Origin of the sequence: Bradyrhizobium sp. SZCCHNRI2009 (genome assembly GCF_032485115.1) — a bacterium.
In the GTDB taxonomy this organism is placed as follows: domain Bacteria; phylum Pseudomonadota; class Alphaproteobacteria; order Rhizobiales; family Xanthobacteraceae; genus Bradyrhizobium.
Genome location: NZ_JAUEUH010000009.1, coordinates 218803 through 230786, shown reverse-complemented (window position 1 = coordinate 230786; position 11984 = coordinate 218803). Strand labels below are relative to the sequence as shown.

At 65.1% G+C, this 11984-nt stretch carries 15 protein-coding genes; 5 read left to right on the top strand and 10 right to left on the bottom strand.

What is annotated here, in order from left to right; all coding sequences use genetic code 11:
- Window positions 1-286 precede the first annotated feature (286 nt).
- On the top strand, window positions 287-625 hold the full coding sequence (locus QX041_RS28605) for a hypothetical protein (RefSeq protein WP_315713757.1): 339 nt from the start codon (window positions 287-289) through the stop codon (window positions 623-625).
- A gap of 213 nt (window positions 626-838) precedes the next feature.
- On the opposite strand, the gene QX041_RS28600 is transcribed toward QX041_RS28605, so the two are convergent.
- From QX041_RS28600 to QX041_RS28585, 4 genes are all read right to left on the bottom strand, one after another.
- Window positions 839-1318, bottom strand: a complete 480-nt coding sequence (locus QX041_RS28600) for a DUF3237 domain-containing protein (protein ID WP_315713756.1) — start codon at window positions 1316-1318, stop codon at window positions 839-841.
- A complete protein-coding gene (locus tag QX041_RS28595; protein ID WP_315713755.1) occupies window positions 1318-2637 on the bottom strand; it encodes a TRAP transporter permease in 1320 nt (439 codons plus the stop codon). The genes QX041_RS28600 and QX041_RS28595 overlap by 1 nt, the downstream gene beginning before the upstream one ends.
- Before the next feature lie 6 nt (window positions 2638-2643).
- Window positions 2644-3153: a TRAP transporter small permease gene (locus tag QX041_RS28590; RefSeq protein ID WP_315713754.1), complete on the bottom strand. Its 510-nt coding sequence runs from the start codon at window positions 3151-3153 to the stop codon at window positions 2644-2646.
- Between the two features lie 245 nt (window positions 3154-3398).
- A complete protein-coding gene (locus QX041_RS28585; protein WP_315713753.1) occupies window positions 3399-4415 on the bottom strand; it encodes a TRAP transporter substrate-binding protein in 1017 nt (338 codons plus the stop codon).
- A gap of 412 nt (window positions 4416-4827) precedes the next feature.
- Between QX041_RS28585 and QX041_RS28580 the strand changes: the two genes are divergently transcribed.
- On the top strand, window positions 4828-5241 hold the full coding sequence (locus QX041_RS28580; protein WP_315713752.1) for a PaaI family thioesterase: 414 nt from the start codon (window positions 4828-4830) through the stop codon (window positions 5239-5241).
- A 131-nt stretch (window positions 5242-5372) separates the two neighbouring features.
- Here the strand turns inward: QX041_RS28580 and QX041_RS28575 are convergent, their stop codons facing one another.
- Entirely contained in the window at window positions 5373-6257 is an 885-nt protein-coding gene (locus tag QX041_RS28575) for a LysR family transcriptional regulator (RefSeq protein WP_316167356.1), read from the bottom strand.
- Between the two features lie 120 nt (window positions 6258-6377).
- Between QX041_RS28575 and QX041_RS28570 the strand changes: the two genes are divergently transcribed.
- The gene (locus QX041_RS28570) at window positions 6378-7010 is read left to right on the top strand and encodes a pyridoxamine 5'-phosphate oxidase family protein (RefSeq protein ID WP_316167354.1); all 633 of its coding nucleotides are present in this window, start codon (window positions 6378-6380) and stop codon (window positions 7008-7010) included.
- A gap of 120 nt (window positions 7011-7130) precedes the next feature.
- Here the strand turns inward: QX041_RS28570 and QX041_RS28565 are convergent, their stop codons facing one another.
- A complete protein-coding gene (locus tag QX041_RS28565) occupies window positions 7131-7859 on the bottom strand; it encodes a glutathione S-transferase family protein (RefSeq protein WP_315713749.1) in 729 nt (242 codons plus the stop codon).
- 218 nt (window positions 7860-8077) lie between these two features.
- Here QX041_RS28565 and QX041_RS28560 point away from each other — a divergent pair, with 218 nt between their 5' ends.
- Both QX041_RS28560 and QX041_RS28555 read left to right on the top strand, forming a co-directional pair.
- Window positions 8078-8776: a YafY family protein gene (locus QX041_RS28560; RefSeq protein ID WP_315713748.1), complete on the top strand. Its 699-nt coding sequence runs from the start codon at window positions 8078-8080 to the stop codon at window positions 8774-8776.
- A 4-nt stretch (window positions 8777-8780) separates the two neighbouring features.
- Entirely contained in the window at window positions 8781-9089 is a 309-nt protein-coding gene (locus tag QX041_RS28555; protein WP_410051897.1) for a YkgJ family cysteine cluster protein, read from the top strand.
- 23 nt (window positions 9090-9112) lie between these two features.
- Here the strand turns inward: QX041_RS28555 and QX041_RS28550 are convergent, their stop codons facing one another.
- From QX041_RS28550 to QX041_RS28535, 4 genes are all read right to left on the bottom strand, one after another.
- The gene (locus tag QX041_RS28550) at window positions 9113-9505 is read right to left on the bottom strand and encodes a hypothetical protein (RefSeq protein WP_315714362.1); all 393 of its coding nucleotides are present in this window, start codon (window positions 9503-9505) and stop codon (window positions 9113-9115) included.
- Between the two features lie 141 nt (window positions 9506-9646).
- Complete coding sequence (locus QX041_RS28545) at window positions 9647-9997, bottom strand: DUF3307 domain-containing protein (protein ID WP_315714361.1); 351 nt, start codon at window positions 9995-9997, stop codon at window positions 9647-9649.
- A 306-nt stretch (window positions 9998-10303) separates the two neighbouring features.
- Window positions 10304-11185 carry a DUF6537 domain-containing protein gene (locus QX041_RS28540; protein WP_315713746.1) on the bottom strand — a complete coding sequence of 294 codons (882 nt, stop codon included), beginning with the start codon at window positions 11183-11185 and terminating at the stop codon, window positions 10304-10306.
- A 20-nt stretch (window positions 11186-11205) separates the two neighbouring features.
- Window positions 11206-11874, bottom strand: a complete 669-nt coding sequence (locus QX041_RS28535; RefSeq protein ID WP_315713745.1) for a cyclic nucleotide-binding domain-containing protein — start codon at window positions 11872-11874, stop codon at window positions 11206-11208.
- Window positions 11875-11984: the final 110 nt, after the last annotated feature.

The following is an 11984-nucleotide window of genomic DNA, read 5'->3' as shown; positions in this document are numbered from 1 at the left end:
CCCGAAGACACGCTGCGACATGATCGCGGCCACCGCTCCCCGCCCCGCGTGTCGTGACGATCGCGCGCTACGCCCCTCGGCTTGGGACGGGATGGCGAGAGGAAATCACGTTTTCCGATAACACGCAAGATATTTATTTTTATCAGAATATGCTGGGAGGCTGCCGTTTAGGCCGGAGCCCCGGGGCGACTTCCGAGATGAACGGCCGACAACATTGCATTCAGGGTGGCTTCAAAGCGCGCCCTATAGAACGTCATCGTCACCACACTTCCCAATGGAGGGGACCATGGTTTCGCTGAAGACATCTCTCGCAGGCGGCATCGCCGCGCTCGCCGTCACCGCCACCCTGCTCGCCGGCGCGGCGCCGGCTCAGGCTCACGACGGGCGCAACGCGGCGCTGTTCGGCGGCCTGGTGGCCGGAGCTCTCATCGGGGGCGCGCTGGCGGCAGCGTCGGAAGCGCAGGCGTATGAGCCTGCGCCGGTCTACCGGTCCCACTATCGCGACGCGGCGTATGGCGGCTACGGCTACGGCTACGAGCGCTACCGCTATGTGCCGGCTCGCCACTATCGCAATTGCGACCACGACGGCTACGGCCGGGCTTCGGGCTGGGACGACGAGGATTAGTCGTAGGTCTACCGAATACGAAGCCGTCGCGACGAACAGCCGTTTCAACCAGTTGCTCCGTCATGCCCGGGCTTGTCCCGGGCATCCACGTCGTTCGGAGCATGCAGAACCACGTGGATGGCCGGGACAAGCCCGGCCATGACGACGTGGAGACAGGCAAGCCCTAAACTCCCGACCGCTTTATGCGATCGCCCTTCGCAAGGAGAGCGTAGCCTACAGCACCACATGCACGTCGATGAGGACGCGATCGGCGTGGCGGGCGGCGGAGCCTATGAAGACGTGCTCCATCAGCCAGCGATACTTCTCGTGGCCGGTCTCGAAGCGCGGGTGGGTGCGGAAGTAGATCAGCCTGGGGTCCACCGGCTCGCCGCGCTTGAGCTTCTGCAGCAGGTCGACCGGCCCGAAGCGGATGCCGCGGTTCTCGACGTAAATCGTCGCGCCGTCGTCGGTCTCGAAGCCGTATTTCGCTTCGAGGTCGATCAGCTCGTTGGGACGGATGACCTGGAAGTCGGCGCCGAAGTTGCAGATCCTGCCGCTGATGCCCTCACCGGCGCGACCGGGGCCCTTCACCTCTCCGCCATGGATCGGGATGATCCGGCGCACGCCGATGCCGGTCTCGCCGGCACTGGTGACGTCGCCGATCATCACGGTGAGGGTGAAGACGTAGCGAGTCTCGAGGATCGGAGTCGTCATCAGCGGGCCATCATCTGTTGCGGCAGCCAGGTGGCGAGGAGCGGGAAGGCGATCAGGATCACCAGCCGGATCAGGTCGGTCGCGACGAACGGCAGCACGCCCTTGAAGATCGTCGAGAACGACACGTCCTTCACCACGCTCTTGATCACGAACACGTTCATGCCGACGGGGGGATGGATCAGGCCAAGCTCGACGGTCATCACGATGATGACGCCGAACCAGATCGGATCGAAGCCGAGATGCGAGATCACCGGGAAGATGATCGGCACGGTCAGGATGATCATCGCCATCGCGTCCATCAGGCAGCCGAGGACGAGATACATCACCATGATCAGCGCCAGCACCCCGTAGGGCCCGAGGCCGAGACCGGTGAGGAACTCCGTCACCTTCTGTGGCGTCTGCGTCACCGTCAGGAAGTAGCCGAAGATCAAGGCGCCGATCAGCACAGTGAACACGGCCGCGGCGGTACGCGTCGCCTGCAGCAGCGAAGCCAGGATCTTCTCCTTGTTCAGCCGGCCGGTGAACACGCCGATCAGGAACGCGCCGGTGGCGCCGACGCCGCCGGCTTCCGTCGGCGTGAAGCGCGGCAGGAAGGGCAGACCGTAGAGGCCGCCGATCACGAACAGGAACAGCAGCACCGGCGCCCAGATGCCCTTCAGGCCGGCGATGCGCTCGCGCCACGGCGGCGCCTCGCCCCTGGGCAGGAAATCCGGCCTGACACGGCCGATCACCGTGATGGTGATCATGTACATGGTCATCGCCAAGAGGCCGGGGATGATGCCGGCGATGAACAGCTTGCCGATGTCCTGCTCGGTGATGATGCCGTAGACGGCGAGCACGGTCGACGGCGGCAGCATCGCGCCCAAGGTGCCGCCGGCGGCGATGACGCCGGTGGCGAAGGATTGCGGATAGCCGAAGCGGCGCATCTCCGGATAGGCCACGGCCGAGAAGGTCGCGGCGGTCGCCACCGACGAGCCGCAGATCGCGGCGAAGCCGCCGCAGGCCGCCACCGTGGCGATGCCGAGCCCGCCGCGCAGATGGCCGACGAAGCCGTTGGCGGCGCGGAACAGCTCGCGGCTCATGCCCGAGTTGGACACGAACGTTCCCATCAGCAGGAACATCGGGATCACGCCGAACGTGTAGTCCGTGACCGTGCGCATCGAGGTCTGGCCGACCAGCTTCAGCGCCGCCGTACCGTTGACGAGATAGGCGAAGCCGGACACGCCGACGAGTCCCATCGCCATGCCCACCGGCACGCGCAGCAGCATCAGCGCAAACAGCGCAACGAAGCCGATGACGGCAACCGCATCCGTGCTCATGCGGCGCTACTCCGTGGGCTTGACTTGAGGGTCATGAATCTCCTCGGGGTGGAAGATCAGGCGATAGGTCCGGATGGCGATCAGGAGCACCGCCGAAACGTCGCCGATCCAGGCGACGGCGAAGAACGGCCAGGTCGGCATGTGCAGATCGAAGGTGAGGACGTTGTCCTCATAGGTGCCGCGCACCTTGTCGAACAGGGTCCAGGTCTGCACCGTGACGACGAACAGCAGTACCAGCGTTGCGAAGATGTCGATCCAGCGCTGATAGCGCGGGCCAACATTGCCCCAGATGAGATCCACGGTGATGTGGGTGCCGCGGTATGACGTCGCAGCGATGCCCCAGAAGATCAGGATGCCGAGCAGCATGCGCCCGATGTCGAAGGAATCGGGGATCGAATAGTTCAGCGTGTTGCGGAGCAGCACCGACAGGAAGATGTCGAGCGCGACGATGCCGACGAAGAACGCGGCGATCCACTCGATCCCGTCGATGATCCGGTCCATGAAGGCGCGCTGCATGGCGTCCCCGTGTCAGAAAGCTTGGTGGTTATGGTGGATGCGAAGCGAGCTGCTGCGTAGCGGGCGGTTCTTAGCCTCTCCCCGCTCCCGGGGAGAGGCCGGATTGCATCGTAGATGCAATCCGGGTGAGGGGCTCTCCGCACGGTCGGTGCGTGCGGCTGCCCCTCACCCCAACCCTCTCCCCGTAAGGAACGGGGAGAGGGAGCGCACCGTCCGCCGCGCAAGAGCTTGGGTATGAAAAGAAGCTACTGTGCCAGCGCCTTGTACTTGGCGAGCGAGGCCTTCAGCTCGGTCATGGCGGCCTCGGCATCGACGCCGGTCTTCTTGACGCCATCGGCCCAGGTCTTGAACAGCGGCTCGGAGGCCTTTTTCCACAACGCGGTCTGCTCCGGCGTCAGCTTGTAGACCTCCTGGCCGGACTCGGCCTTGATCTTGTCGACGCCGGCATCCTCAAACTTGCCCCAGGGCTCGCCGACCTTGCCGGCGGCCTCCGTGTTGCAATTGTCGTCGATCGCCTTCTTCTGCATCGCCGACATCTGGTTGTACTTGTCCTTGTTCATGACGAACACGAAGGTCGTCACGTAGAACGGCGCATCCATGTGGTACTTCGTGACCTTGTCGACTCCGAACAGCACCAGCGAGCCCGCCGGAAAGGTGACGCCGTCGGCGACGCCGCGCTCGATGATGTCGCGCACTTCCGGCGCCGACGACTGCACATTGGTCCCGCCGAGCAGGGTGACGAAATTGGCGATCGTCGCATCGGCCGGGCGGATCTTCATGCCCTTGACGTCCTCAGGCACGACGACCTTCTTGGTGCGGGTGTGGAAGGCCGACGGCGTGTGGACGAAGGCGAGGCAGTACTTGACGTCCTTCATCTCCTTCTCGGCATATTTGCGATACCACGCGTCCAAACCTTCCGAGCCGCCCTTGGCGTCGGAAATCAGGAACGGCAACTCGCCGGCGCCGATGATCGGGAAACGGCCAGGCTGATAGCCGGGATTCACATAAGTGACATCGGCGATGCCGTCGCGCGCCATGTCATAATGGTCGAACGCCTTGCCGAGCTGCTGGGCCGGGAACACCTTGCCCTTGATGGTGCCGCCCGAGGCCTTTTCGACCGACGCGGCCCAATCCTCCAGCGCCTTCTGCAGCGGATGGCTCGCCGGCACCCAGTGCGAGATCTTCAATTCGAATGTCTTGTCCTGCGCGAGCGCGGGGGTCACACCGGCGGCCAGAGCCAACGCCAGAAGCGTCTTCCTCATCGGGATCGTCTCCTCCATCAGTGGGCCTTCGAGGGCCCTTTGCTTCATTGTTATAGCATATAAGCATCATTGCAAGCGCGGCAGCAGGTTGGCCACCAGTGCACGCGCCAAGCGGAGCCTAGCGCGCCCGCCAGCGCAAGTCTGGCAGACGAAAGTTGCAGGCCCGTGGCCATTTCATTAACACGTTAAGGATCTCGCCTGCACCCGAAATTGCACGGCGGGAGCATCGCACCACGAAATTGCCGCAGGGCCGCACCGGACGCCCGGCGACATCGCGCGCGACCCATCCGCGTGCATCCGATGCGCAACGTGTCAAACGCCCGCGCAAAAGACGTTTGAAACTTTGTAGGCGGTGCAAAATCCGCGCTGATGTCGTTGACTGCGGACATCGCCAGCAACGATCGAGACACTCATGAGCAGCGTCCCCGCCGGATTCGAACCGCATTTCCGCAAGAGCCCGTTCACCGATCCCTGGGAGCCGCTCTACGCCAAGAAAACCGACAAGGCCGTCATCCTCGGCCTGCGGCTCGCCACGCCGCACACCAATTCGCGCGGGCTGATCCATGGCGGGCTGATCGCATCGCTGGCCGACAATGCGATGGGCTATAGCTGCGCCCAGGCGCTTGGCTGGAAGGCGTCGCTGGTGACGATCAACCTCGCGGTGGACTACATCGGCAGCGCCGGGACCGGACAGTGGCTCAGCGTCGAGAGCGACGTCATCAAGAGCGGACGCACCGTCTGCTTCGTCCAGAGCCTGGTGCTGGCCGACGACGCCGTGATCGCGCGTGCAAACGCGACCTTCCGGGTGGTGCCGAAGAAGGGGTGATCGAAACCGCCGTTCTTTCGCATCAAGACCAGTATCGCACCAAGGTCGGCGCAATCGCATCCACTCGTCATTCCGGGTTCAAGGCCTTCGGCCTTGCCCCGGAATGACGGGGTGTGGCGTCGTAGTCGCTTTCAGTCGAAACGCCAGTCGCAGGTTGCGGTGATCAGGTCGATGAAGGCGCGCACTTTGGCGGAGAGCAGGCGGGAGCTCGGAAACACGATGTGGATCGGGAGCGGCGGAGGCTCGTATTTCGCCAGCACCCGCTTGAGACGGCCGCCGCGCAGCGTGTCCGCCGCCTGATAGGCCATCACCCGTGTCACGCCGCCGCCCGCCTCGGCATACTGGATCGCGGCGTCGGCATTGTTGGTGACGAGCCGCGGGCTGACCGCCATCCGCAGTTCCCTGCCGTCCTTGACAAAGCGCCATTCGTCGGACGGACCGAACTGGATGGTCTGGTGCTTCGTCAGCGCCTCGGGCGTCCGCGGCTCACCATGGACCTTGAAGTAGGCGGGAGCTCCGACCACGATCCGGCGCATGCTGCCGACCTGGCGGGCCACGAGCGACGAATCGCCGAGATGGCCGATACGAACGGCACAATCGACGCCGTCCTCCACCAGATTGATCTGGCGGTCCTCGAGGCGCAGCTCGGCCGCGACCTCGGCATAGCGGCTCAGATACGCGGCCATGACCGGACCGACATGGAGCCGGCCGAAGCCGACGGGCGCCGAGACCACCAGCCGCCCCACCGGCTGCAGGCGCTCGCTCTCCGCGGCGCGCTCCGCCTCCGCCAGATCGGCCAGGATGCGGCTGGCGCGGTCGAGATAGCGTCGTCCGGAATCGGTCAGCGTCACCGAGCGCGTCGTCCGCTGCAGCAGGCGGACGCCAAGATGCGATTCGAGCGCGGCGACCAAACGGGTGACCGCCGATGGCGACAGCTTGAGCCGGCGCGCCGCCGGTGCGAAGCCGTTCAGCTCGGCGACGGTGACGAAAGCCTGCATGCCATCGATGCGGTCCATGGGATTATTGCAGCATCTGCAACGATCCAATGTCAACTGGCCAGATTATTTCCGAAGAGGATTGGGACCATATTGGCTCCACGGCGGCAGTCACTGCCGCAGCGACAAGGAGTCATTGCGATGACCCAGACAACCATCCAGGCACCCGGCGACGTCATGTTCTCCCCCGCCGTCAAGGCGATCCAGGCGCGCAAGGGGTCGCGCGAGAGCTACGCGCATGTGGAGCAGAGCCGCGGCTTTCGCCACGAGGTCGACGCCGATCTCGCCGGCCGCCTCGCCGAGGCCACGAGCTTCTATCTCGCGACCGCCTCGGCCGAGGGTCAGCCCTATATCCAGCACCGCGGCGGACCGAAGGGCTTTCTCAAGGCGCTCGACAGCCACACGCTGGCCTTCGCCGACTTCAGCGGCAACCGGCAATATATCACCCAGGGCAATCTGTCGGAGAACCCGCACGCCTACATCTTCATCATGGACTACGCGCATCGCCGCCGGGTGAAGATCTGGGGGACGGCGCGGGTGGTGGAGGATGATGCCGCGCTGACGGCCTCGCTGATGCCGAGAGGCTACAAGGCGCGGCCCGAGCACGTCATCCTGTTCACGATCAGCGCGTGGGACACCAACTGCCCGCAGCACATCCCGCAGAAGTTCGACGCGGCCGACGTCGCGGAAGCGCTGGCCGTTCGCGATGCTCGCATCGCGGAGCTCGAGGCCGAACTGGCGCGGTTGAAGGGCGAGAGCAAGCCCTCCGCCTAGGTCCTGCGCGCTGCGGGCCGCGCCTTTGGCTTGTTAGTCATTCCGGGGCAGTCGCCAGTGCGCAGCGGCGCACTGGCGATTGAACCCGGAATGACGGTGAGTGGGACTCGACTGATCAGCTCACGCCGCCTCGGCCGCCCTGCCCCATTCGAACTCCGGAAAATATTGCGCCATCATGCGCTCGGCATAGGCGACCAGATTGCCGAAGCTTTCGGTGCGGCGGCGTAGCTCGGACTCGAAGAACGGCGTGAGGATGCCGGCGACGACGGCGAACGCCGTCGCGTCGGTGCCGCAAGGACGATCGCCCATCAGATAGGGCCGGTCGCCGAGCTGCACCGACAGCGCGCGCAGCGAGCGTGCGGCGAGATCGACGTCCTCGTCCGGCGCGTGGCGGCCGAGCCCGGAGATCAGATAGTTCTCGGCGACGCGAAACTGCGCGTCCTCGCGCAGCTTCTCGCGCTTGTCGGCCGGCACGCCGTCGAAGAAGTGGGCCGGCCCCTTGGCGAAGTTGACCGGATCGACCCAGCGCGCCCCGACCAGCGCGAAATACAGGTGATGCTCGATCATACGCTCGAACCCCCAGGCCTGCGCCCGCGCGCGCACGTCGAGCCCATGATCGAAGTCGAAGCCATATTTGCGCTCGACATGGGCGCGGATGAAGGTCGAATCGGCGATCAGCTCGCCGCTGTCGTCGATGAAGGGCAGCTGCCCCTTCGGCGATGCCGGCGGCATCGCCCGCTGCTTCCGAAAAGCGAGGCCCGCCATCTTCAATTGCACCTCCGTCTTGGTGACGAAGGGGCTGATCTCCGGCAGGCCGAAGCCCGCGCCCAAACCGAACAATGTGATCATGACAGCACTCCCGACTTCCTGAGCAGACGCCGGACGCTACGAGCATGCTGCTGCCACCATGGTGTCAGCAGCGGCAGTAGCGTGGTGGCAAGGCCAAGGCCATAAAACATCATCATCGACATCACCCCTTCAATCTCGTTGTTGGCCCGGTATAAGGACAGGCTGCTGCCAGCATCCTGTCAGCATCGGCGGGGGTGCTCGCCCATGCAGGACACACCATGAGACGCGCCGACCGGCTATTCCAGATCATCCAGGTGCTGAGACGCACGCGCCGCCCATTGACGGCGGATGCGATCGCGGCCGAGCTCGAGACCTCGAAGCGCACGATCTATCGCGACATCGCCACCCTGATCGGCCAGCGCGTGCCGATTCGCGGCGAGGCCGGCATGGGCTACATCCTGGAGAAAGGTTTCGATCTGCCCCCCCTGATGCTGACGCCGGACGAGATCGAGGCGGCGGTGCTTGGCGCGCAATGGGTCGCGGTCAACGCCGACCCGGTGCTGGCGCGCGCGGCGGAGGACCTGATGGCCAAGATCGCCGACACCGTGCCGGAGCGGCTGCGGCCATTCGTGCTGGAACCGGCGAGCCGCGCGCCGCGGCCGTGGATGCGCGAGCCGGACCGCATCGACATGTCGCGCACGCGCTCGCAGATCCACGAGGGACGCAAGATCAGGCTGCGCTATCGCGACGAGCAGGGCCGCGACAGCGAGCGCGTGATCTGGCCGATCGCGATCGGCTATCATGACGCGGTGCGCATCCTCGCCGCCTGGTGCGAGCTGCGCCGCGACTTCCGCAGCTTCAGGACCGACCGTGTCGTCGAGGCGGATTATCTCGACGATAAATATCCCGAAAGGCGCGAGGCGCTGCGCGCCAAATGGCGGCGCAGCCTGGTGTGGGAGGTTCCCAAGGATGTCTAAACCGATGTCTGGCGAAACTGACAGCAGCCCCTGTCAGAGCTGCGGCGCGTGCTGCGCCTATTCGTCGAACTGGCCGCGCTTCACGATCGAGGAGGATGCCGCGCTCGACCTGATCCCGGCCGAGCTGGTCAACGAGCGGCTGTCGGGCATGCGCTGCGACGGCAACCGCTGCTGTGCGCTCGATGGCGAGATCGCGCGCGCCGTGGCGTGCCGGATCTACGCGATCCGTCCCGAGGTGTGCCGCATTTGCATGCCGGGTGACGCCGAATGCGCGATGGCCCGGCGCAAGTTCGGGCTGCCCGTGCTCGCCTGAGCAAAGGCAAGGAAGACGGGGAGTCAGGCCGTGACCGGCTCGGGGCTGTCGTCGAGATCGTCCTCGAACGGCTTCATCACCGACAGTGGCTTGGTCGACAGCGAGATCGGCTTGCGGCTCGAGGTCGCGCCGGCCGGACCCGCCCGACCGCCGCGGGACTGCGCATACAGCGCCGATCCGACCCGGCCGCCGAACTGCGACAGGACCTGCTCGCTGCAGGTGGATGCAATCGCAAGCGCCAGCGGGTGAAGATGCGTGCGCCGGTAACAGAACAGCGCCAGCATGGCCCTCACATCGGCGGAGACGCTCTCGACCAGCGCGGGCAGCCCGTTGGCGTCGGCACGGTAGAGCTCACCGAGAAGCTCGTCGCCGACCGGGCACGAATCGCTGTCGAACGCATCGCGGCTTTGAAGCATCGGTTTGATTGCCATGACGCGACGATGCAGCGCGAATCGCTAATGACCGGTTAACCAAACCGAACGGTCGTCCCACCCCCGGCTTGACACGGGACTGCCGCGGTCGGTGCGGCTTCGCCGTGACGCACCGTGGCCGAACGCTCAGCCGTTTGCGGCCATGAAGATCGAGAGGCCGAATCCGGTGAGGTGATGCAGCGCCTGGTCGACGCCGATCAGGGTCCAGAACCAGGGGTGCTCGGTATTCATGCCGAACCGCGACGAGCAGATGCCCTTGATGCGATCGATCGTGATGTGAATGGCGAAGTCGATCACGGCGACGAACCAGAATCTCGGCGCGACGATCAAGATCAGGACCATGGCGACGGCGAGATGGATCAGGCAGTGCACCAACAGCGGCAGCGCCCAGCCCTTCCGCTGGTCCTTGCCATAGGCCATCCAGGCGTTCTGCAGCACGAAGTCGCCAATGATGTGCTTGAAGGTCAGCAGCAGCATCCAGCCGACCAGCGCACCAACCGGAACCTGCGACGACAAAGAGGGAAAAGACAAAGCTGACGCTCTCGCTACGACTAACCCTTGGAACCAACCCTTGGACGCACGGGGAACTGGAGGCGTTCAGCGCAATCTGATGAGAATACCCGGCCAATTCGACGCGTATGCGACGCTTATGACATCTCCGGTAGCGAATTGCACGCGAAAGGGAACTTCAAATCGCACCTTGCTACCCTTCGCGGCAATCCCGCCGGGGGTAAGGTTACCCACGCCGCGGCGCATCCGGCGGCAACCGTCGCTGCGGCGGCGTCATTCCGCGGCGTTGGTTTTCGGCACTGAGAGCGCCCTCGCCCGGATCTGCGCGATGGTCCGCTTCAGCGCCCCCTGTCCCGGCTCTGCCAGCGCAACGGCGCGCGCCTCGGCGATGGCGGAGGCGAGATCCGAGATCGGCAGGACGCCATCGAAGGTGGGCTTGGCCAGGCCATCGATGATGGCATGCCAATCAGCGAGACCCTGCCGGTAGCCGTCGCCCTGCCCCTGGATCATGGTCGCCGTCGCGATCACGGCGGGCGCCGCCGCAGGCTGCTTGTCCAGCGCGCGCGCGATCATGTGCAGCCATCGCTCGGCCCAGGCGCGCTCCTCGCCATAGCGCACCGACTGCAGCCGCCAGCGCCGCAGGCCGGCCATCAGCTTGAGGCGGCGAATGGCCAACCGCGATCGGACCGAAAAGCGGACCTTGACCCGGCGCCGACCTAACCAGCCGATCTGCTCGAAGGCTGCCAGCAACGATTCCGCCACGGCTTGCGGCAGCGCACCGATCAGCTCGTCGAGGCGGAACCTCCTGACGTCGTCGCTCTCGCGTCCCTCCGGGCGCTTCCCCATGTCGAGGCTGATCAATCTGAGCTGGGCGATCCGGATCGGATCCTCGTAGGCCATGCGGGCGGCCAGCAGCTGCGCGATCTGAGACAGCATGCCGGCATCGACGTTCGATCTGCGCACGAACCGCTTGATGCGATCGACATAGAGCTGCGCGTAGCTCGCGCCCTGATACTCCATCAGCAGATGGATGCCATCGCTCACCGCCGGCACGGCGGCGTCAGGAAGGCCCTGAGGCAGAAAAGGCGGCTCGCCATCGTCGACGCCGATGACGTCGGCGAACAGATATCGCAGCGAGGACCGGACGCTTTCCACTGGGCTTCAGGCTCCCCGGATCACGCCGGCTTGGCGACGGGCGCCGGCGCGGTGGTCTGTTGCGCCAGCCGCCGCTCGAGCGTTTCGATGTTCTGGAACAGCCGGGCGCTGGCGAGGCGCAGGAAGTAGAAGGCGAAGGCGGGGTTCTGGACGTAGAGCTGCTCGACCTGGTCGTAGGAGACCGACAGGATCAGACCGCCCTCGACGCATTCCAGCGTCTGCGTGCGCGTATTGGACGGCGAGATCATGCCGAACTCGCCGACGATCGCACCGACCGGCAGCTCGATACCGGATTCGACCAGGCGGAAGCGGCCACTGACGATGTAGTACATGCTGTCGGCCTTCTCGTCCTTGTAGAACAGCACCTCGCCTGGACCGCATTTGCGCTCGGTCATGAACGGCTTCAGCCATTCCATGGAGAGGTCGCTGTTGACCGACTGCTTCACGTCGCGGACCAGCTGCAGCATCTGGTGGAGCCGGTAGCTGTTGAGCGGCAGCAGCACCCCGTGCAGGATCAGGACCGGGTAGTTGTGCATCGGCACCGCGGTCGCGATCAGGACGATATTGGTGAGGATGGCGAATACCCGCAGCGGAATCATCGTCCGCATCGACAGCGTGGCGACCACGAAGATCGAGGCGAAGAGGCTGCCGGCGGCGCCCGCATGTTCGACCAGGTGTGAGGTATCCATCGGGATCAACCAGACTCTTGGGACGCAGGAGGGCGGACGCTCGGTTCCGAGCCTCCTTTTGCCTAATTTAGCGTGTCCATGCCGACCTCTGATATACGGCGAACAGACGA